The 20,067-nt window shown below is 67.9% G+C and carries 17 protein-coding genes; 12 read left to right on the top strand and 5 right to left on the bottom strand.

Going from position 1 to position 20,067, the window contains the following annotated elements; all coding sequences use genetic code 11:
* Positions 1 to 28: 28 nt before the first annotated feature.
* Positions 29 to 436, bottom strand: coding sequence for a MerR family transcriptional regulator (locus tag AC5P7U_RS02260; RefSeq protein WP_049457383.1), 408 nt, complete (start codon positions 434 to 436; stop codon positions 29 to 31).
* 63 nt (positions 437 to 499) lie between these two features.
* Between AC5P7U_RS02260 and AC5P7U_RS02255 the strand changes: the two genes are divergently transcribed.
* Positions 500 to 1,327, top strand: coding sequence for a methyltransferase domain-containing protein (locus AC5P7U_RS02255; protein ID WP_197564226.1), 828 nt, complete (start codon positions 500 to 502; stop codon positions 1,325 to 1,327).
* A gap of 80 nt (positions 1,328 to 1,407) precedes the next feature.
* On the opposite strand, the gene AC5P7U_RS02250 is transcribed toward AC5P7U_RS02255, so the two are convergent.
* From AC5P7U_RS02250 to AC5P7U_RS02235, 4 genes are all read right to left on the bottom strand, one after another.
* Entirely contained in the window at positions 1,408 to 1,671 is a 264-nt protein-coding gene (locus tag AC5P7U_RS02250; RefSeq protein WP_006450485.1) for a DUF6959 family protein, read from the bottom strand.
* Positions 1,672 to 1,819: 148 nt separating this feature from the next.
* A complete protein-coding gene (locus AC5P7U_RS02245) occupies positions 1,820 to 2,662 on the bottom strand; it encodes an OmpA family protein (RefSeq protein WP_197564225.1) in 843 nt (280 codons plus the stop codon).
* A gap of 61 nt (positions 2,663 to 2,723) precedes the next feature.
* Positions 2,724 to 8,525 (bottom strand): ESPR-type extended signal peptide-containing protein, encoded by a 5,802-nt coding sequence (locus AC5P7U_RS02240; RefSeq protein WP_197564224.1) that lies wholly within the window; start codon positions 8,523 to 8,525, stop codon positions 2,724 to 2,726.
* A gap of 235 nt (positions 8,526 to 8,760) precedes the next feature.
* Positions 8,761 to 9,741, bottom strand: coding sequence for an AraC family transcriptional regulator (locus tag AC5P7U_RS02235; protein ID WP_006450645.1), 981 nt, complete (start codon positions 9,739 to 9,741; stop codon positions 8,761 to 8,763).
* A 687-nt stretch (positions 9,742 to 10,428) separates the two neighbouring features.
* On the opposite strand from AC5P7U_RS02235, the gene AC5P7U_RS02230 reads away from it, so the two are divergent.
* The 11 genes from AC5P7U_RS02230 to AC5P7U_RS02180 all read left to right on the top strand — a co-directional run bounded on the left by AC5P7U_RS02230 (position 10,429) and on the right by AC5P7U_RS02180 (position 20,060).
* Positions 10,429 to 10,617, top strand: coding sequence for a Flp family type IVb pilin (locus tag AC5P7U_RS02230; protein WP_006450700.1), 189 nt, complete (start codon positions 10,429 to 10,431; stop codon positions 10,615 to 10,617).
* Positions 10,618 to 10,722: 105 nt separating this feature from the next.
* Positions 10,723 to 11,268, top strand: a complete 546-nt coding sequence (locus AC5P7U_RS02225; protein ID WP_006450701.1) for an A24 family peptidase — start codon at positions 10,723 to 10,725, stop codon at positions 11,266 to 11,268.
* Complete coding sequence (locus tag AC5P7U_RS02220) at positions 11,265 to 11,741, top strand: TadE/TadG family type IV pilus assembly protein (RefSeq protein ID WP_006450702.1); 477 nt, start codon at positions 11,265 to 11,267, stop codon at positions 11,739 to 11,741. The genes AC5P7U_RS02225 and AC5P7U_RS02220 overlap by 4 nt, the downstream gene beginning before the upstream one ends.
* Before the next feature lie 23 nt (positions 11,742 to 11,764).
* Positions 11,765 to 12,796 carry a Flp pilus assembly protein CpaB gene (gene cpaB / locus AC5P7U_RS02215; RefSeq protein ID WP_197564223.1) on the top strand — a complete coding sequence of 344 codons (1,032 nt, stop codon included), beginning with the start codon at positions 11,765 to 11,767 and terminating at the stop codon, positions 12,794 to 12,796.
* Between the two features lie 16 nt (positions 12,797 to 12,812).
* On the top strand, positions 12,813 to 14,171 hold the full coding sequence (locus AC5P7U_RS02210; RefSeq protein WP_197564222.1) for a type II and III secretion system protein family protein: 1,359 nt from the start codon (positions 12,813 to 12,815) through the stop codon (positions 14,169 to 14,171).
* Between the two features lie 27 nt (positions 14,172 to 14,198).
* Positions 14,199 to 15,455, top strand: coding sequence for a CpaE/TadZ family protein (locus AC5P7U_RS02205; protein ID WP_197564221.1), 1,257 nt, complete (start codon positions 14,199 to 14,201; stop codon positions 15,453 to 15,455).
* A complete protein-coding gene (locus AC5P7U_RS02200; protein WP_049458423.1) occupies positions 15,440 to 16,789 on the top strand; it encodes a TadA family conjugal transfer-associated ATPase in 1,350 nt (449 codons plus the stop codon). The genes AC5P7U_RS02205 and AC5P7U_RS02200 overlap by 16 nt, the downstream gene beginning before the upstream one ends.
* Positions 16,790 to 16,791: 2 nt before the next feature.
* Positions 16,792 to 17,748 (top strand): type II secretion system F family protein, encoded by a 957-nt coding sequence (locus AC5P7U_RS02195; protein ID WP_197564220.1) that lies wholly within the window; start codon positions 16,792 to 16,794, stop codon positions 17,746 to 17,748.
* A 28-nt stretch (positions 17,749 to 17,776) separates the two neighbouring features.
* Entirely contained in the window at positions 17,777 to 18,712 is a 936-nt protein-coding gene (locus AC5P7U_RS02190; RefSeq protein ID WP_006450819.1) for a type II secretion system F family protein, read from the top strand.
* Positions 18,712 to 19,593, top strand: coding sequence for a tetratricopeptide repeat protein (locus AC5P7U_RS02185; protein ID WP_197564219.1), 882 nt, complete (start codon positions 18,712 to 18,714; stop codon positions 19,591 to 19,593). The genes AC5P7U_RS02190 and AC5P7U_RS02185 overlap by 1 nt, the downstream gene beginning before the upstream one ends.
* A complete protein-coding gene (locus AC5P7U_RS02180) occupies positions 19,590 to 20,060 on the top strand; it encodes a DUF3613 domain-containing protein (protein ID WP_006450822.1) in 471 nt (156 codons plus the stop codon). The genes AC5P7U_RS02185 and AC5P7U_RS02180 overlap by 4 nt, the downstream gene beginning before the upstream one ends.
* Positions 20,061 to 20,067: the final 7 nt, after the last annotated feature.

Raw genomic sequence — 20,067 nt, 5'->3', positions numbered from 1 at the left:
ATCCATGCATGGCGTGGATGCGCTTCTCTCACCCTCCCGCGATGCGCTGCTGGGCCCTCAACAACTTGCGGAATGAGCCGCACTGGCGCGCATCCTGCGCCTCCGGGCAGGCCGCCGCACGCTGCAGGTGCCGGCGTATCCGCTGCAGCTGGTTGATCTGCCGCTGCAGTATCTCGGCCTGTGCCAGCAGGGCGTCCCGGTCCAGCGTGAGGCATCCACGCAGTGGCGGCAGCGATACCCCGATCTGCTGCAGCGACAGCCCGGCCGCCTGGCCAAGGCCGATCAGCGCCAGCCGCTCCAGCACCTGCTCGTCGTACTGCCGGCGCATGCCGCGACGGCCCAGGGCCTGCAACAGCCCCAGCTGTTCGTAGTAACGCAGTGTCGAGGCCGGCACGCCACTGCGCTTCACCACCTCGCCGATATCCAGTTCACGCATGGGCTTGACCTCAAGTCGCCTTCAAGCGCCAACCTATGGGCAACTTCCCTGCAAGGCAAGGCCATGGCCAGCACATCCCCGGTTGATCAGAACACGCTCTGGAATGGCCCTGGCGGGCAGGTATGGGTCGCGCAACAGGCCATCCTCGATGGCCTGTTCCAGCCGATGGCCGATCTGCTGGTCAGCGAGCTGCCGGACACCGTCACGCAACTGCTGGACATTGGTTGCGGTACCGGCGCCAGCCTGCTCGCGTCCGCGGCGGCGCGACCAGAGGCGCACTGCACCGGCCTGGACATCTCCGCGCCGATGCTGGCGCTGGCCCGTCAACGTGCCGCCGACGCAGGACTTGAGGCGGACTTCATCGTGGCCGATGCGCAGCAACATCCGCTGCCGCCGGCACACTACGACTGGATCCAGTCGCGGCTGGGCGTGATGTTCTTTGAGGACAGCGGCGCGGCCTTCGCCAACCTGCACCGTGCCGCGCTGCCCGGCGCCGGCCTTCGTTTCATTGCCTGGCGCGGTGCAGACGAGAATCCGTTCATGACCACCGCCGAGCGCGCCATCGGCGATGCGCTGGAACTACCGCCACGCCTGCCCGGCGCTCCGGGACAGTTCGCTTTCGCCGATGGCGGACGCGTGCGGCAGGTGCTGCTGGCCGCCGGCTGGAAGGATGTCGAGGTGGTCGCAGTGGACCTGCCCTGCTCGATCGCCCGTGCCGACCTGCCGACGTACGTGGGCCAGTTGGGCCCGCTGGGACTGGCGCTGCGCTCGATGCCGGAAGCCCGCGCCGCCGCACTCCGCGACAAGGCACTGGCGGCGTTCACCCCTTTCATCGAAGGCGACCGCGTGCGCGTGGATGCCGCCTGCTGGCACGTAAGCGCCCGAGCTTAGAAAAAGGGGACGGAGGGGATTAAGTCGTTCTTGCCCCGGCAGTGCCGGAAACGACTTAATCCCCTCCGTCCCCTTTTTTCCTACAGCGCCTCGCCGGCATCGGCCAGGCGCGATTCGATGAGCGCGTACCACTGCTGCAGGACGTCGATCAGCATGTCCAGCTCGGCATCGGTACGCTGCGCGCGGCCGCTGCGCAGGCAGGCCTGGGCTTCCTGCAGCTGGGCCAGGAACCCCGCCACGGTATCGGCCTGCAGGATCAATCCCGGCAGCCGCCGCCCGGGAATACGCACCACGGCGTGGTTGCCGAGCTGGCCATACACACTCAGTGTGGTTTCCGTCTTCATGGAAAGAGGCAGGAATTGGGCATTCATCGCGGGCACCATGGAAAACCTGAGCCGCCGGCAGGCGTGGTTGACGGGGGAGACGTTGCCACGTCCTGCCGACGGTCAGGGGGGACTCGGAATACCGGGGTCATGCCCCGGTGCAGGAATCTCAGCGCGGATGGGCCATTCCCGCGATCTGCACCCGCCGGTTCGGTGCCAGGCAGGCAATCAGCTCGCGGCGGTTGCGCTGCTCGCACTGCACGATCGGTTCGGCGGCCCCGCGGCCTTCGGCACTGATGCTGCCGGCAGGCACCCCACCCTGCACCAGTGCGGTGCGCACGGCATCGGCACGGCGCTGCGACAACGCCTGGTTGTAACTGGCGCTGCCGATGCGGTCGGTGTACCCGGTCACCCGGATCGACTGCACCTGCGCCGCCTCGCGCACCTGCGCCAGGATGCCCTGCACGGCCTGCTGGCCTTCGGCGCTGAGCTTCGCACTGTCGAAGCCGAACAGTGCGTCGGCAGACAGACGCAACGGCTGTTCCGGCAATGGCGCCGGTGCGGGTGCAGGCGGAGCCGGAGGCCGCGGCGGATCAAGCACGGCCGCGCACGATTCCGGCTTCCAGTACCCGGCCTGGGCAATGCCCTTGCTGTCGAAGCGCACCTGGAACTGGCAGCTGAAGTACTCCGCGCCCTGCGCAGTGCGGAAGTTGAACAGGTAGTTCCACTCGCGCACGCCCCACATGCCTTCGTTGAAGTGCGGCGTGCCCAGCAGGGTGTACAGCTGGCGCTTGCTCATCCCGGGCGCAAAGCGGCGCAGATCGGCGACGTCGGGATAGGTGCCTTCCTTCAGCGAGGCCTTCGATGCCTCCGGGAAATGCACGGCGGTGGTTTCGGTGGGGCCATCGGCGGCTGGCGCATGGCTGCGGCAGGCGGCCAGCAGGCCGAGTCCCAGGAGCAGTCCCAGCGTCGCGGCAACGTGGCCGGCCTGGGCGATGCGATGCTGTTTCATGTCATTCCCCCTGTTGACGTTTCCGCGATGCCGGGCCGCCGCGGCGGCCCGGCGGCGGTGATCACCACTGGATGCCGGCACCGACGGCCACACCGGCCTCGCCACGGCTGTTGGTGGAACCACTGAACTTGTAGATCCAGCGCCCGCCTTCGGAGACACCGGAGATGCCCAGCGCCACGCCCGATTCGCCGTTGTAGCTGCCGGCGGCGATCGAAGCCATGCTGCGGCCGGCTTCGCTGGGCTGCGGCAGCGCCGCAGTGGCCATCGCCGAGGCGATACCGGCCGAGGCGCGGTTGTCGGTCTTGCGCAGGTCGCGCTCGAAGCCGCCCATGCGCTCGTCGGTGTAGGCCTTCGACCAGTCCAGGGTCTGTGCCATGCCCGACTTCAGCTGGTCGACATTGACCGCATCGGTGCCGGCAGTACCGGCGGCAACGTTGCGGACCGTGGTCGGGCCGCTGCCGGTGCTGCCCAGGGTGACGCTGTTGAAGTTGGTGGCACCGTTGACCGTGGTGTCGTAGCGGATGGTGCCCTGCTGCGAGGCCTGCAGCTGGCGAACGTTTACTGCATCGGTAGCCTGCGAGCCGTCAGCCACGTTGACCACCTGGCGCTCGGCACCGGCGGCACCGACCGACACCGTGTTGGCCCGGTTCGCCACCGAACCCGCACCCAGTGCCACCGAGTTGTCGGCCTGTGCCTGCGAACCGTTGCCCAGCGCAGTCGAATTGGCACCGGCAGCAGTCGAGCCTGCGCCACCGGCGGCCGAGTTGGCACCACTGGCGGACGGGTCGGCCAGGTTGTTGGTGTTGTTGGCGCGGAAGCTGCCGGCCACGTTGGTGATGTTCTGGATCTTCTGGTCGGTATAGGACTTGGACTGGTCGATGGCGTAGTTCACGCCGTTCTTCAGCTGGCCGACGTTGGTCGCATCGTGGTCGTCGGAGCCATCGGCAACGTGGGTGATCTTGCGTTCGTTGCCAGTGCTGCCGACCGACACCTCACCGGCCGAGTTGCTGGCACCGGTCTGCCCATAGGCGCCGGTGTAGCCACTCTGCGCACCGACGCTGGCCACCGAACCGGCACCCAGCGCCACACTATTGCCGGCACTGCTGCTGGCGCCGTTGCCGACCGCCACGCTGTTGGCACCTGCGGCACTGGCCTGCGGGCCGACCGCCACCGCTTCGGCACCGGCCGCGGTTGCAGCCGCCGCCGTCGAGTTCACCGCCAGGTAGGCACTGCCACCGCCCCCGTTGGTGATGCGCTGGTTGAGGACCTTCAGCGAGCCGTCCACCGCGTTGAAGGCCGCGGTGACGTTGTTGTAGTCGCCGCTGGTGAAGCTGCCATCGGTGGCGATGCTGGAGATGCTGAACTTCGGCGCGGTCCACACATTGGTGGTGCCGTTGAAGGCGGTGCTGCCACCGAAGTAGTTGGCGAGGGTGCTGTGGGTGCTGAACAGCTGGTCGCCTGTGATGGCATCGCTGCTGCCGGCCAGGATGCTGCCTGCGGCGACGTTGGTCACTTTCACCGCTCCGGTGCCGGTGCCCTTCAGCGAGACACTGTTGATCACGTTGCCACTGCCGTCGACGTCGTACTTCACCGCCAGCTTGTCGATCTCGCCGGTCTGGTCGGCAACGTTGGCCAGCGAGTTGCTGACCGCATCGAAGGCGGTGCCGACGTCGTTGTAGCTGCCCTTGGTGATGGTGCCATTGGCGGCGATGTTGTTGATCGAGTAGGTCGGTGCGGTCAGCACACCGCTGGCGTTGACCGCTGCGCCGCCGCCCAGGTGGGTGGCCACGGCCTGGTTGGCAGCGAACAGCTGGGCACCGTTGATCGCCTCGCTGCTGGTGGCACTCACCTGGCCCGGGCCGAGGTTGCGCAGCGTGGTGGCGGTGCCGCCCTGGCCCAGCGTGGCGCTGGCATAGTTGACGCTGCCGTCGCCATTGAGGTCGTAGCGCAGTGCGCCGGCCGCGGCCGCCTGCAGCTGGCCGACATTCACCGCATCGGTGGCGGCGGTACCGGCTGCCATGTTGGTGACCTGGCGCTCTGCACCCGCCGCGCCGACCGACACGCTGTTGGCGCGGTCGGCCAGGCTGCCGGCGCCGACGGCGATGCTGTTGGCAGCGGTTGCACGGGCGTTGGTACCGACCGCGATCGAGTCGGTGCCGCTGGCCACGGCCTCGGTACCGGTCGAATTGACCCGCAGGTACTTGGTGCCGCCGTTGCGGATGTCGGTAATCTGCGTGTTGAGGTTGACCAGCGACCCATCGACCGCTGCAAAGGCGTCGGTGGCGTTGGTATAGAGGCCCTTGGCGATGGCACCGCCGGTGGAGATCGTGCTGATCTCGAACAGCGGTGCGGTGAAGGCACCTGTGGCCGGATCGAAGGCCGCACGACCACCGAAGAAGCTGGCGATGGCGGCGTTGGTGCCTGCCAGCTGTCCGCCGTTGACCGCCTCCAGGCTGCCGGCAGTGACCGCGCCGCCGGCAAGGTTGCCGATGGTGGTGGTACCGGTACCCGCGCCGAGCGTGACCCGGCGATAGTTCGGGTTGCCGGCACCGTCCAGATCGTAGGTCACCGCGACATCGGCAACACCGTTGATCAGGCTGATCGCGCCCTTCAGCTGGGCCACGTTGACCGCATCGGTGTTGGCGCTACCCGCGGCGAGATTGGTGATCTGGCGCTCGCCGCCGCCGGCGGTACCCACCGACACTTCACCGGCCGAGACCTGCGGCGCGGTAAGGCCATAGGCGCTGTAGCTGGCCTGCGCACCGCGCAGTGCAGCCGAACGGTAGCCCAGTGCGACCGAGTTGGCCTGGTTCGAGGTGGCCTCCGCGCCCAGCAGGGTCTGTCCGTTGGCGGTGCCGACGGCGCTGTCGCCGACGATCACCGAGTGGCCCATGCGCGCGGCATAGTCAGCCGTCGGTACGCCGGTCGGGTCGCTCGGATCGTTGGTGCCGGCACCGGGGAAGGCGACATTGGCATCCACCTTCGGCAGTTCGTGGCGGGCGTTGGCACCGATCACTACTTCCTTGGAGCCGTTGGCGAAGGCGCCGTCACCCATCAGCACCTGGTAATCCTGTGCGGCGTTGACCGCCCAGCAGGAGATGTCGGCCAGGGCGATGTCGAGGCACTTTGCCGCCCATGCCGGCGAATCCTTCGGCAGCAGCAGGCCAAGCAGGCCGCCCGGATTGCCGTTGTTGATGTTGTAGATGTAGCTGTCGGAGGTGACGCCGCCGATCAGGGTCAGGTGCGAGCTGCCACCGGTAACCGCACCGCCCAGGCCATTGAGCGTGCTGCCGACCGGCGACAGGTTGACCACCGGCAGACCCAGCACGTTGACCGTCGAATAGGTCTGCATCACGTTGGCATTGCTGAGCTTGAGATTGCCGTTGCTCAGGTAGCCGTTGCCACCGAACAGGCTGGTGGTGGTCGGACCGATCAGCTGGCCAACATTACCGACCAGGCCGCCGGTGCCGATGATCAGGCCGGCATTGGGGTCGGCGGCGGCCGGCGCCTTCGGACTGGTCGGCGGAATCGCGGAGGGTTTGGTCAGGCCGAGGCCGCCGAGCGTGCCACCGACCAGGCCACCCACGGCGCTGCCCAGATTGCCGAGGGTGCCATTGAGGTTGCCATTGAGCAGGTTGCCCACGGCGCTGCCGACGTTGCCAAGCGTGTTGCCCAGCACCCCGCCCAGGCCACCGGTGCTGCCGCCAGTGGCGCCGTTCAGCACGCCACCGACGGTGCTGCCAACGGTGCCGACTGCACTGCCTACGGCGCCAACCGTACCGTTGACTGCGCCCCCCACCGTGCCTCCGACCGTGCCCACCGTGCCGTTGAGGGCACCACCGACGGCGCCACCCACCGCGCCGACTGTGCCGACGGCACCATTCAATGCGCCACCCACGGCGCCCACAGTGTTGTTGAGCGTGCCGCCCACCGCGCCGCCCACGTTGCCGACTGTGCCGTTGAGGGCGCCGCCGACGGCGCCACCCACCGCGCCGACTGTGCCGACCGCGCCGTTCAATGCACCACCCACAGCACCCACGGTGTTGTTGAGCGTGCCGCCCACGGCGCCGCCCACGTTGCCGACTGTGCCGTTGAGGGCGCCGCCAACGGCGCCACCCACCGCGCCGACTGTGCCGACCGCGCCGTTCAATGCACCACCCACAGCACCCACGGTGTTGTTGAGCGTGCCGCCCACCGCACCGCCTACGTTGCCGACTGTGCCGTTGAGGGCGCCACCGACGGCGCCACCCACCGCGCCGACTGTGCCGACAGCACCATTCAATGCGCCACCCACGGCGCCCACGGTGTTGTTGAGCGTGCCGCCCAGGGCACCGCCTACGTTGCCAACTGTGCCGTTGAGGGCGCCGCCGACGGCTCCACCCACCGCGCCGACTGTGCCGACCGCGCCGTTCAATGCACCACCCACAGCACCCACCGTGTTGTTGAGCGTGCCGCCCAGGGCACCGCCTACGCTGCCAACCGTGCCGTTGAGGGCGCCGCCGACGGTACCGACAGCACCGTTCAATGCGCCACCCACGGCCCCCACAGTGTTGTTGAGCGTGCCGCCCAGGGCACCGCCCACGCTGCCAACTGTGCCGTTGAGGGCGCCACCGACGGCGCCACCCACCGCGCTACCGACTGTGCCGACCGCACCATTCACTGCGCCACCCACGGCGCCTACGGCGTTGTTGAGCGTGCCGCCTACGTTGCCACCTGTGCCGTTGAGAGCGCCACCCACTGCGCTGCCGACTGTGCCGACCGCGCCATTCAATGCGCCACCTACAGCACCCACGGTGTTGTTGAGCGTGCCGCCAACGCCACCGCCTACGCTGCCAACCGTGCCGTTGAGGGCGCCACCGACAGCATTCCCAGCGGCGCCCACCACACCGCCAACCAGGCCACCCACACCCAGCGCGCTGTTCTGCGCCGCAACGGTCGCCTGGCCCGCCAGCTTGAGATTGCGATCTGCCACCACTTCCTGCCCATCTGGCGCCTGCACCCGCACCTTGCCCGCTACGCCGGTGTCGAAAGCCGCGGTGATCGCACGGTCATGGGTTTCCCCCGGCACCTCTTCCTTGGCCGGCAGCGTGACCGCTGCCGTCGCCCTGGCCTGCCCGTGAGCGTCGATCTGATGGCCCGCCACCTTCAGCTTCGACTCCAGCGCACCGTCAGCTGCTGCCTTCAGCCCTGGCAGGCCTCCCGCCGACGCAGCACTGACGCCGGCCGCAGCCTTGGCACTGCTGTCGATCGACGCAACCTGCGCGCCCGCAACACCGACCTTGGCCTTGGCGCGTGCGTCTGCGGCAATGCCCAGCGGCGCCTGCGCCGCCGGTGCGACCTGTGCAGCCAGCGATGCATCCACCTGCGCGGCACGCGATGCTGCGTTGCCCAGGCCTACGCTGGCGCGCACATCCGCCGCAAGACCCGGTACCGCAACCTGCTTCGGCGTGCTGCCGGCCGCCAGCTTCACCTGTACGGTGGCCGGCAGCACATCACGCACCACCGGCAGCGACGCCGTGCTCAACTGCAGGCCAACGCGCGCATCCGCACTGATCGCCGGGCTGCTCTGCGCCTGTCGCGCGGCAGCCGCCAATGCAACTTCGGCATCAACCTTGACCGGCATCGGCTGCGTGTATTTGGCGGCAAGCGCCTGCAGGTCGCGCAGCGATTGATTCGATTCGGATGCCCCCGCATGACCGCTGGCCAGCGCACACAGCAGGGCAAGGGCCAGGGCGGTCGGCACCAGCAGGACACTGCGCGGATCACGGGCAGCGCTGCCACCGCTGTCGCCCGTGGCCAGTTCCGAGGCCACAACCAGAGCATTGAGCTGGCGGTTCCATACACGCCGGTAGATGCGGTTCATGAGCATTTCCCCCGTAGGCGAACAACTGGAATGTCAGTGGACTTGCCGCTAGGCAGGTGACTGACATTTCAGCGCGGGCGGAAGCCACGGCGCACTTCATTCCGGCACGACAATCGCGCATTCCGGCAAATCCACGGCCAGAATCGGCAGCCGGTTATGCAGAAGCGGCAACCATATCGGCAAGCGGATGTACAATTCCGGCAGAAACCGCGGGAAAACCCTTGTGCCGCTTGATTCAGGCCGGCTGGCCAATCTGCGCCGGGGCGCGCATCAGAGTATCGCGGGGCAGTTCGCCGAATACCTTGCGGTAGTTGTCGGCGAAGCGGGAGAGGTCCCAGAGCCCGCAACTGAGCGCGATCGCCTTCACCGAGCGCCGGCTGGAATCCGCCATCGACAGGCTGCGGCAGGCCGCGCACAGCCGCAGCATCGACAGATAGCGGTTGGGCGATGTGCCGAACAGGTCTTCGAAGGCGTAGCGCAGGCCGCGCTCGCTGACTCCGGCCGCATCGCATATCTCATTCATGTAGATGTTGCGGCGCAGGTTGAGGCGCATGAAGTTTTCCGCGCGCTGCGCGATCAGATAATGCGTTCGCCGCGCCCGGCTGCAGCCGGGCCGATCGGCAGCACCGGCCCCGAGCAGCGCCTGTACATGCTCGTGCAGCAAGCGCTCTGCCTCTTCTGGCTCCAGGTTGCCGCCCTGCCCCAGCTGGACATGCAACTGCTGATAATGACGCGCAAGCGGCGCCGATTCGCTGGACAGGTTGAAAAGCGACAATGCCTGTCCGGCCGGCGGCGTGCTGCGCAGGCTCAGCTCGGTCAGCTTGCGCTGTACACGCGCAACCGGCACCAGCATCAGGGTCAGGTGCGTACCTGGGCTCAGCGTGAACTCGCTGATGCCCTCAGGCATCACCGTCAATGCCATTCCGGGCGTCAGCGGTATGCCGTGGCACCAGCTCAGTGTCTCGTCGGTCGCGTGCAGGTATCCGAGCATCGCCCAGTCCGGTGGCAGCATGAAGCGGCCGCGGCAATGGAATCCGCAGCTGATGCTGCAGAACAGGGCTTCTTCATGTACGCGCGAAGCGAATGCCGCCCGCGGCCCATTACCATCGAGCAGCAGCAGTTCGACATCGCACACCCGAAGTACACCGCTCAGCGTCGCCAGATCGATTGATCGCAGGCCGCTGTCGTCGCTGTCTCCTACCCCACCATCGACCATGACAGTGTCATCCCCCCATTGATCCGTCACACGCTGCGGCCCCCACTGCCTGACAGGGCCACACCTTTCCACGAACATCCGTCGTTGCCGGAATGGAAGCAGCCAATGCCATGCAACCGGCCCGGGAATTGCCACAACCTGAAGCCGAGTATGCCCGATAATCTACTTGGGTAAACCCGCAGCCTGCATTGAAGAAAATAGATACACAGGTGAAGAAAATGTGGCCGCGACTGGCACGGTTCTCGCATGCGATCGAAAGGGCATCACATTATCTGCACGTCAGTGAATCGTTTTGCCCGCGAACGGATTTGCGTCACAGAACCAGACTGAAAGTTTAAGCATCAGCGGGTTTCTGCCGAATTTGCATATAGGTTCCAGTTGCAGCGAACCGCCATTCAGGCAAAGTCGATAACACGGTGATCCGGCCACTTCAATGCGGCCGCACCCTGGGGGAGCACATGACCATGGCCGTATTGCACGACATTCCGACCAGCGGCGCAGCGTCGCGCGGTGGACCGCGCGCGGCCGGCGTTTTCCCCTGGGCCGATCACCCTGCTTGAGCACGGCGGGCACACCCCGTCGTGCCTCCCCCGCCAGGACGCGCGGGGGTCCACGGACGATCCCGGCGGAGCCGGGCCACCGCCCAACAGGTGTCCTGCAGCAGACAGGTAGAGGGAGAAAATCACCATGAACGCATCGATCCGCACGTTCCTGAAGGAAGAAGATGGTGTCACCGCGCTTGAATATGGATTGCTGGCGGCGGTCATTGCCGGTGTCCTGATCGCGGTCGGCCGCACCCAGATCAGCGCGTTTTTCACCACGCTGTTCGAGCACCTGCAGGATATCGCCAAGGACGCCACCACGGCGCCGAAGTAAACGCGGCGGATATGGACCGATCCAAACACCGGTAATAGTGAAACTACCGGAAGCAAGGTCGGGGAGTTTCCAGGGACAGCCCGGTATCGGGCGACGGAGTGTGCGATGACACTGCTGGGATTGTTGGCCATCGGCATGTGCCTGCGGATCGCGATCAGCGATCTGTATGCCCGCCGGGTGCCCAACGCCTGGCTGCTTGCCGCGTGCGCGCTGGCTGTACCGCTGTTGATCGCTGGCCAGTTCAGTACGCCGCGCCTGCCGTGGGGCTCCCACGTCGCCGGCGCGGCGCTGGGCCTGGTCGCATTGCTTCCGTTCTACGCCGTGCGCTGGATGGGCGCGGGCGACGTGAAGTTCTTTGCGGTGCTGGGCCTGCTGCTGGGATTGGAGGCACTGCTGCCGATCTGGGTGGTCGCCAGCCTCGCCGCCGGGCTTCATGCGCTGGTGGTGCTGGCCTCGCGCCGCCTCGGCCCCATGCTGCCGGCCGGCCTGCAGCTGCAGATGACCCGGGCCAGCGTGCAGTGGCAGACACATCCTGCCCTGCGCGAACTGCAGAGCGCACGGCAGGGACGCCACGGCATTCCCTACGCGGCCTATCTGGCGCTGTCGGCCATCGGCTGGATCATCATCCAGGTCTACGGAGGTGTTTCATGAACACTCGCAGCCCTCGCCGGCAACGCGGCGTGGCCAGCATCGAGTTCGCACTGATGCTGATGCTCGGCCTGCTGCCGCTGCTGCTGTTCACCTTCACCGGGGTGATGATCATGGCCGCGCAGCAGACGCTGGCGACCGCATCCGCAGAGGGAGCACGCGCTTCCCTGCGCTACGGGACCAACGCCCAGCGCCGCACCGCGGCCTGTGTCGCAGCACGCACATCGATGCAGTGGCTGCTGCAGTTTTCCAAGCAGGACGTGGACTGCAGCGCGGGGGGCAGCAACGCCATCGTGGTCGCCGCGCCCGCGCCGTGTGCGGGGCTGCCCGCCGCGCAGTGCATCACCGTCACGGTCAGCTACGACTATGCCGGCCACCCCTTCCTGCCTGGCACCGCCACCCTCTACGGGTGGGTGATGCAGGCTCCCATCCGCAGCGTCGCGGTCGCCCAGCTCGACCTCGGCAGCGGCACCTGACGATTGGTACAGGAGACGGTTCCATGCTCAAGTTGACCCGCATCGCCGCCGTCGCCCTGATCGGCCTGGCCGTGCTGCTGGCCGTGATTGCACTGATGATCGGCCGCAAGCCCAACGCGCCGGTGCAAGTGGCGCCGGTTGCCAGCGCGGACCCGCAGGCCATCACGGTGGTCGAAGCCGTCGCCCGGCTTCCAGCCGGCGAGCCGATCACTGCCAATGGCCTGCGACTGGCCCAGCGCACCACGCCGGTCGCCGGCGCCGCGACCAGCATTTCCACCGTGGTTGGCAAGGTTCCAGTACAGGACATTGCTGAAGGCAGCGCGATCAGCAGCTCGGCCCTCGCGCAGGGCTTCTCGCTGCAGCTGCGGCCCGGTGAGCGTGCACTGGCGGTACCGGTCGATGAACTGGTCGGCGCGGGCAATCGCATCCTCCCCGGCGATTTCGTCGACGTGTTCCTCAACCTTCGCACCGCCCAGCCCAGCGCAGGGGGCCCGGGCGAGGCTGCACAGGCGCGCCTGCTGCTGTCGCGCCTGCGCGTGTTGAGCTATGGCCAACAGGATATCGCGCCGAACCCGGGCGACACCGCCGCAAGCAGCGATGGCAGCGAACGCAACGACGCACGCGCGGCGGACATCACCGGCAGCAGCCCTGGCGCCAGCGACCAGACCCGCCAACCAGCGCGCAGCGCGGTACTGGCGGTACCGGTGGCGGACGCCAACCGGCTGCTGCTGGGCGCCCAGCAGGGCAAGCTGTTCCTGGCGCTGCGCAATCCGGCCGACACCGGCCTGCCCGACCTTGCCCTGTTCCCGCAGGCGCGGGGCGTGATCGATCCGCTGCGCGGACTGGATGCAGAGCAGCAGGTGGCCCTGCAGCGACCCGAGAACCACGCTTTCGCAGGCATCGATGACGATGCGCTGGCCGGGCGCGGCGCCGCCCCGACGCGCGCCAACCCGCAGGCGCCGCCGCGCGCACCGGCGGTCCGCCACGGTGCACCCCGCGCCTCCGGCATTGAAATCATCCGGGGTGACAGCTCCGCTCCCCGTGGTTCCCTCTGACCTGCCGAGTGCATCCATGACCCAACGCCGACTGTCTCCACGCCCCTCCCCTCGCCAGCGCTGGCTGGCCCTGATGCTGGTGCTGCTGGCACCGGCAACAAGCGTGGCCGCCGACGACCTGGTGCTGCAGGCCCGCGAGCAGCGTCCTTGGAGCCTGCCCGCCGACCTCGAGCGCGTGGCCATCGCCGACCCTGGCGTCGCCGACATCGTGATGCTGCGCGGCCAGCGCCAGGCGCTGCTGGTGGGCAAGGCGCCCGGCACCACCACACTGCTGCTGTGGCACCGCAAGCAGGCCGAGCCACAGCGCGTGCAGGTGCGCGTGCAGAGCGCCGTGCAGGGCGCGGCGAGCACCGGCCCCAGCGGCCTGCTGTTCACCCAGCAGGACCACCAGGGCCTGCTGCAGGGAAGCACGGACAGCGTGCTTGCGCACATGCAGGAACAGCAGACCGCGGCGATGGCACTGGGCAAGGAGGGCCAGCTCGCCGACGCATCGACGGTCAGCAGCGGTGGCGTGGTCCAGGTCGAGGTCAAGGTGGTGGAGTTCAACAAGACCGCCCTGAAGCAGATCGGCATCAGCTTCCAGAACCGCAACGGCAGCTTCGCCTACGGCATCGCCCGTCCCGGCGGCCAGCTGCCCGGCAACACCGGCATCCTGCCCGGCATGAAGGAAGGCGAATCGGGCAACGAGTCGACATCACCGATTTCCTCGGCGTTCCGCCTGGTGTTCGGCTCCACCAAGGGCCTGTGGAATGCCGATGTCGACCTGCTGCAGAGCAACGGCATGGCCCGCGTGCTGGCCGAGCCCACCCTGGTCGCCTTGTCCGGGCAGAGCGCCAGCTTCCTGGCCGGTGGCGAACTGCCCATCCTGGAACCGCAGGGCCTGGGCACCACCACCATCACCTACAAGCCGTTCGGCATCGGGCTGACGGTGACCCCGACCGTGCTGGCGCCCAACCGCATCGCACTGAAGGTCGCACCGGAAGCCAGCGATCTGGACTACACCAACTCCATCGCCCTCAATGGCGTGCAGATCCCTTCGATCACCACCCGCCGGGCCGATACCACGGTTGAACTGGGTGACGGCGAGAGCTTCGTCATCGGCGGACTGGTCAGCTCCAACGTGGTGTCCAGCGTCAACAAGATTCCGCTGCTCGGTGACCTGCCGATCATCGGCTCGTTCTTCCGCAATTTCGACTACAAGCGTCAGGACAAGGAACTGGTGATCATCGTCACGCCGCGGCTGGTGCAGCCGCTTGCGCGCAACACCGAACTACCGCTGCCCGGCGCACGCGAAGCCAAGCCGAACCTGCCCGAATGGGGCTCGTGGCTGCTCGGTCCGATCAGCCAGGACCCGGTGCCCGGCTTCTCACGCTGATTCCATGATGCCTGCGATACCACGACCATGCCCTACGCCACCGCCCAGCCCCTGCATCCACAGGGACCACCGATGAACCTGGTCCTGTACGGAATGGATCGCGAACTGCTGCCCCGGCTGGCTGCCAAGTTGCCGCCGACCACGACCCTGCACTGGCAGGACAGCAACGCGCCGACCTCCGCACAGGACCTTCAACGCGGGGGCCAGAGCCTGGTGCTGCTCGATTTCCGCCCCGAACACGCGGCCGCCTCCAGCGCACTGGCCCAGCAGCTGCAGCAGACACAGCCGGACCTGGTGCTGGTCGCGGTCGGCGCTACCAGTGCCGGCCAGGTCGAAGGCGTGGTGATCGCGCTGCGCGCCGGCCTGCGCGACGTGCTGGACCTGGACAGCGACAACGCCGGCATCGAAGCCGCGTTGCGCCGTGCGCTGTCGCCGCGACCGGCGGCCTCGCCACAACTGGCGCACAAGGCCCGCCTGATCGTGCTGCTGGGCGTGCGTGCCGGGGTCGGCACCAGCACCCTGGCCGCGCACCTGTCAGTGCTCGCGCAGCAGACCCGCACCCTCGCCCAGGGCGAAGCGTTGCAGCAGGATGGCCTGCTGATGGAGCTGGCACAGCCGTCCGGTGATCTCGCGCTGTACCTCAACCTCGACAGCCGCTTCCACTACGAAGACGCGTTGCGCAACGCCAGCCGCATCGACGCCACCCTCGCCCGCACCGCCATGGCCCGCCATGACTCCGGACTGGTACTGCTTGATCGGGCCGGTGGCAGTGACGCCGTGCCGCCCTCCGATCCAGGTGCACTGCTGCAGCGCCTGCGCGGCGTCTTCGCCAGTGTGCTGTGCGATGCCGGCGGCTGCCCGCTGCGGCAGTTGCCGCCGCTGCTGCTGGACCAGGCCGACGAAATCTGGCTGGTCACCGACGCCTCGATCGCCACCCTGGTGTCGCTCGACCAGGCGCTGAAGCACCTTGCCGGGCAGCGCGAGCGCGAGAAGCGGCTGCAGCTGGTGATCAATCGCCACGACGACAGCAGCGGCATGAGCCCGGAACAGATCGCGCGTCGCTTCGAGGTGCCGCTGCTGGCCACCTTGCCCGAACGTCCACGGGTGCGCCTTGCTGCCAGCCAGGGCCACCTGCTGCTGCAGGACGCACCGCGCGACCCCTACCTGCGTGCCCTCGCCCCGCTCGTTTCGCGCCTGGACCCGGCTGCATGCCCGGTGCAGGCACAGGGACTGCGGGAAAGACTCTCCCTTGCCCTGGGTGGATCGCAATGGAAGACAAGGTAACCCCGTTCCCGCATGCCGCCACCCGCCCGGTGCTGCCCGACACCCCGCCGGGCCACCTGCCGTTCGCGCAGACCGAGCAGTACCAGAAGGTGCTGTCGGCCGCGCATGAGCACCTGCTCAACAGCATCGAGGACGAGCGCATCGACATTGATTCCTGGGCGCCGGACACCATCGCACGCTGGGTACAGGTGCAGACGGTGGGCTTCATCCAAGAATGGCGCATCCCGATCAATGAAGAAGAAATGCAGGTAGTCGCTGAAGGGCTGGTCAAGGAGCTGACCGGCTTCGGCCCGCTCGACGACCTGCTGCATGACCCGTCGATCGAAGACATCCTGATCAACGGCTTCAAGGATGTGCACGTCTCGCAGGGCGGCCAGCTCAAGCGCGCCACGCAGCGCTTCACCGACGATACCCACCTGCTGCGGATCCTGCGCCGCATCCTCGCACCACTGGGGCGCCGCCTGGATGACTCCAACCCGATGGTCGATGCGCGCCTGCCCAATGGCGGGCGCCTCAACGCAATCATTTCGCCGCTGGCGGTGGATGGACCGATGGTCTCCATCCGCAAGTTCCGCAAGGACCCGTTCACGCCTGACGAACTGCTGGCCAAAGGCACCTTCGACGCGCCGATGCAGGCGCTGTTGAAAGCCATGGTGCTGGGGCGCTGCAACATCCTGGTGTCGGGCGGAACCAGCTCCGGCAAGACCTCGCTGCTGAACGCACTGGCCAGCTACGTGCCGCCCAACGAGCGCGTGATCACCGTCGAGGACACTGCCGAACTGTCGCTCAACCACCCGCACGTGGTGCGCCTGGAAAGCCGTATCGGCGGCGCCGAAGGCCACGGTGCGGTGAGCATCCGCGACCTGGTGCGCAACAGCCTGCGCATGCGGCCGGACCGCATCGTGGTCGGCGAAGTCCGTGGCGCCGAGGTGCTGGAAATGCTGCAGGCGATGAACACCGGCCACGACGGCTCGATGGCGACCATCCATGCCAATTCACCGCGTGATTGCCTGTACCGCATCGAGATGCTGGCAGGTTTCGCCGGCTTCCAGGGCAGCGAAGACAGCCTTCGCCGGCAGATTGCCAGTGCGATCGACTTCATCGTGCAGATCTCGCGACTGGGCAGCGGCCGCCGCGTGCTGGTCTCGATCACGGAAATCACCGGCGTCAGCGACAACCTGATCACCACCCAGGAGATGTTTCGGCACGAACTGCAGATCGATGCGAACGGCCGGGAGATCGACCGCTGGATCGGCCTGGGCTTCCAGCCCCACTCGCACAAGCTGGAACCGTTCCGCCAGCTGCTGCGCGAATCGCTGTACGGAGACTATTGAGCATGGGCACCGGTCTGCTGCTGGGCGTGCTGAGCATCATCTCCGTGCTGCTGGCGCTGGCGGCATGGCTGTGGGGCACGGCCAGCACCCGCGAGCAACGCCAGGCTTCACTGCAGCATGCCGAGCAGCAGCTGGCGCGGGGCAATGCAGCCACTTCGCCATCGGCCAGCATCGCCAGTGCCGCCGCCAACGAGCCCGCGCGGCCTGCCAGCAGCGGGCGCAGGCCGCTGCCCTGGAATGGACTGCTGCAACGTGCGGGCCTGCAACCTGGCTGGAAACTTCCGGTGATGCTGCTGGTGCCGGGCCTGGTGCTGTCATTGACGGCCATGCTGCGGCTGGGCACCGCGTGGATGTTCCCGCTGACCCTGCTGCTGTACGCGCTCGGTTGCTGGCTGTGGATCATGCGCCGGACCACCCGGCTGCGCGCGCAGCTGCTGCACCAGCTGCCCGATTTCCTCGACAACCTGGTGCGCCTGACCGCGCTGGGCAACAGCCTGCAGGCGGCCTTCCAGGTCGCGTCGATGCAGACCAGCGCGCCGCTGCGCGGCCTGCTCGACACCACGGTGCGCTATGCCCGCAGCGGCATGGACCTGGATCGCGCGTTGTCACTCGCCGCGCAGCCCTATCGCATGGATGTATTGAAGGTGCTGTCGGTGGTGATCGGCGTCAGCGTGCGCATCGGCGGCCGCTCCGACCAGATCCTGCAGCGCATGGGCGACTTCATGCGCGACCTGGAACAGGCACAGCAGGAGCTGGCGGCGACCACCTCGGAAACGCGGATGTCGGCCTGGGTGCTGGGCCTGCTGCCGCCGGCCAGCGCCGTGCTGATGGCCATCGCCAGCCCCGACTTCTTCCAACCCGTGCTGCACGAGCCGCTCGGCCACAAGGTCCTGCTGATCGCGTTGGGCCTGGAGCTGGTGGGCGCCTTCCTGCTGTATCGACTGGCCAAATCGCTATGAGCCATCGCAGCCCCCCAGGAGAAGCCCGATGAGTGCGAGCACCTGGTTTGCGCTTTCATTGCTGGTGCTGGCCGCGGGCGTGGCCCTGCTCGGGTTTGCCGGTTGGGTCCGCAGCCATCGTGAACAGCGCACGTCGGCGACGCTCAAGACCGCTCTGCAGCCGCGTGACGAGGCGCGCGAAGTGGAAGCCACGGGCCACGACTCGCTCGGCTGGCTGGAGCGCTTCGGTCGCTCGCTCAGTGGTGGCCGCCTGGAAGCCGCACTGCTGGCCAACGAGGATCGCCTGCTGCTGGATCTGGCCGGCTGGAACACGCGCCGCGGCACCGCCATCTATCTCGGCGTCCGCCTGCTGCTGGCGCTGCTGGTACTGGCCCTTGCGCTGGCCTTCAGCGAGGCGACCGGGCTGGCGAAGATCATGGTGGTGATCGGTGCACTGGCAGCGGGCCTGCTGCTGCCCAAGTTCGCCCTGTCTGCCTGGGTCAAGCGTCGCCGCCGTGCAGTCGAGAACGAGCTGCCGTTGCTGATCGACCTGCTGCGCCTGCTGCAGGGGGTGGGATTCAGCATGGACCAGAGCCTGCAGACGCTGGGCGACAAGCTGCGTGATGCGCTGCCGATCCTCGGCGGCGAACTGCAGGAAGCCAACGTGGCCTACACCCACGGGCGCACCCGCGCGCAATCGCTGCGCCGCCTGAGTGACGTCTACGGTGACGACGACCTGAGCAGCCTGGTGCAACTGATCCTGCAGGTGCATGCACACGGTGGCGCGGTGCAGGAGCCACTGCGCCAGTTCAGCATCCGCCTGCGCGAGCAGCGCCGCAATTCGCTGAAGGAAAAGGTCGGCAAGCTCTCGGTGAAGATGACGGTAGTGATGATGCTGACCCTGCTGCCAGCGCTGATGCTGGTTCTTGCCGGCCCGGCGCTGGTTGCGCTGGCCGCCACCATGTCCTCGATGGGAACGACCTGATGCCCGCCCTTCGCACCGCCTGCCTGCTGTTCGCCCTTGCCGCCGTCGCCAGTGGCTGCGCGTCGACCACGCCGAAGTACCTGCGCGCGCCCAGCCTGGCCGCGCCCGAACCGGCACCACAGGACAGCCGCAACGCCTACCTGGAACTGATCGCGCGCATGCAGCAGCAGGGCGCCTGGTATGCCTCGCTGGCCCACGTCGATGCATTCCGCCAGCGCTACGGTGATCGCCCGGCGCTGCGGCTGCTGCAGGCCGACGCCCTGCGCGAAACCGGGCAGACCGACGCTGCCATCGCGCTCTACCGCGAACTGTCCACGGGGCCGCAGGCGGCCGCCGCCGCACATGGGCTGGGCCTGATCGCCGCGCATCGCGATGACGACGCCGGCAGCGAGCAGTCTCTGGCCCGGGCCACCCAACTGGAACCGCTGAACACCGACTACCTCGGCGATCTGGGCTACGCGCGGCTGCGTGCAGGACAGTTCGACCAGGCCCGTGAGCCGCTGGCAAAGGCGCTCGAGCTGTCACCCGGCAATGCCAAGGCGACGGCCAACCTTGCACTGTGGGCGGTGCTGCGTGGGGACACCGCCACGGCCGAGCGCCTGGCCCAGCAGGCCAACCTCAACGAAGACAGCCGCCGCGGCATCCAGCAGCAGGTCGAGCAGATCCGCGCACGCCTGCAGCAGCGCCAGGCTGCAGCAGCGGCACGCGAGGTGGCAGCCCCCCGCGCGGTTGCCGGCTCGCCGGCCCGCCCGCAGGCCGCGGCCCGGCTGGCCGCCGAAGCGCGACGCGACGCTCGCGATGAGCGGAATCCGCAGCGCCTGCCACCTTCGATGCTCGAACGCTTCAGCACCCCAGACCAGCCCACCGGGAACACGCCATGATCAAGCCACACCTGACCCGTCGCCTGTTGCCCGCGCTGAGCGGCCTGCTGCTGGCGACAGCTGCCCAGGCACAGCAACAGCCGCTGACCGGGCAGATGCTCGGCGGCGCCCGTCCCGCTGCAACCGCAGCACAACCGCTGCAGTCCGAAACGCTGGCAACGGTCGACGTGTCCGCGCCCGAGGCACGTGTACCCGTACCGGCACCCGCCCCTCCCCCTGCCTACCACGTCGCCAGCACAGCGGCCGCACCTGCGCCAGCAGTACGCCGCAGCGAGATCGGCGACGCCACGCGCAGCCTGTTCCAGCTGCAGGCCTCGGGGCAGCAGGCCGGCCCGCGCCTGCCGATCCTCGGCGACCAGGCCACCCTGAGCTACGCACGCTACCTGAAGAGCTTCCAGCACGAGATTCCCGATTTCTTTGAAACCGATGTCGGCAAGTCCAAGGGAACATCCTCATCCGGACGTTGAGGTAGGC

Source organism: Stenotrophomonas sp. YJH_SMC_57 (assembly GCF_059369755.1).
This window is presented reverse-complemented; position numbering and strand designations above follow the sequence as displayed.

What these genes read in the sequence shown, in the direction of transcription:
- AC5P7U_RS02260 (WP_049457383.1), bottom strand. Translation starts at nt 436, where the DNA reads ATGCGTGAACTGGATATCGGCGAGGTGGTGAAGCGCAGTGGCGTGCCG.
- AC5P7U_RS02255 (WP_197564226.1), top strand. Translation starts at nt 500, where the DNA reads ATGGCCAGCACATCCCCGGTTGATCAGAACACGCTCTGGAATGGCCCT.
- AC5P7U_RS02250 (WP_006450485.1), bottom strand. Translation starts at nt 1,671, where the DNA reads ATGAAGACGGAAACCACACTGAGTGTGTATGGCCAGCTCGGCAACCAC.
- AC5P7U_RS02245 (WP_197564225.1), bottom strand. Translation starts at nt 2,662, where the DNA reads ATGAAACAGCATCGCATCGCCCAGGCCGGCCACGTTGCCGCGACGCTG.
- AC5P7U_RS02240 (WP_197564224.1), bottom strand. Translation starts at nt 8,525, where the DNA reads ATGAACCGCATCTACCGGCGTGTATGGAACCGCCAGCTCAATGCTCTG.
- AC5P7U_RS02235 (WP_006450645.1), bottom strand. Translation starts at nt 9,741, where the DNA reads ATGGTCGATGGTGGGGTAGGAGACAGCGACGACAGCGGCCTGCGATCA.
- AC5P7U_RS02230 (WP_006450700.1), top strand. Translation starts at nt 10,429, where the DNA reads ATGAACGCATCGATCCGCACGTTCCTGAAGGAAGAAGATGGTGTCACC.
- AC5P7U_RS02225 (WP_006450701.1), top strand. Translation starts at nt 10,723, where the DNA reads ATGACACTGCTGGGATTGTTGGCCATCGGCATGTGCCTGCGGATCGCG.
- AC5P7U_RS02220 (WP_006450702.1), top strand. Translation starts at nt 11,265, where the DNA reads ATGAACACTCGCAGCCCTCGCCGGCAACGCGGCGTGGCCAGCATCGAG.
- cpaB (WP_197564223.1), top strand. Translation starts at nt 11,765, where the DNA reads ATGCTCAAGTTGACCCGCATCGCCGCCGTCGCCCTGATCGGCCTGGCC.
- AC5P7U_RS02210 (WP_197564222.1), top strand. Translation starts at nt 12,813, where the DNA reads ATGACCCAACGCCGACTGTCTCCACGCCCCTCCCCTCGCCAGCGCTGG.
- AC5P7U_RS02205 (WP_197564221.1), top strand. Translation starts at nt 14,199, where the DNA reads ATGCCCTACGCCACCGCCCAGCCCCTGCATCCACAGGGACCACCGATG.
- AC5P7U_RS02200 (WP_049458423.1), top strand. Translation starts at nt 15,440, where the DNA reads ATGGAAGACAAGGTAACCCCGTTCCCGCATGCCGCCACCCGCCCGGTG.
- AC5P7U_RS02195 (WP_197564220.1), top strand. Translation starts at nt 16,792, where the DNA reads ATGGGCACCGGTCTGCTGCTGGGCGTGCTGAGCATCATCTCCGTGCTG.
- AC5P7U_RS02190 (WP_006450819.1), top strand. Translation starts at nt 17,777, where the DNA reads ATGAGTGCGAGCACCTGGTTTGCGCTTTCATTGCTGGTGCTGGCCGCG.
- AC5P7U_RS02185 (WP_197564219.1), top strand. Translation starts at nt 18,712, where the DNA reads ATGCCCGCCCTTCGCACCGCCTGCCTGCTGTTCGCCCTTGCCGCCGTC.
- AC5P7U_RS02180 (WP_006450822.1), top strand. Translation starts at nt 19,590, where the DNA reads ATGATCAAGCCACACCTGACCCGTCGCCTGTTGCCCGCGCTGAGCGGC.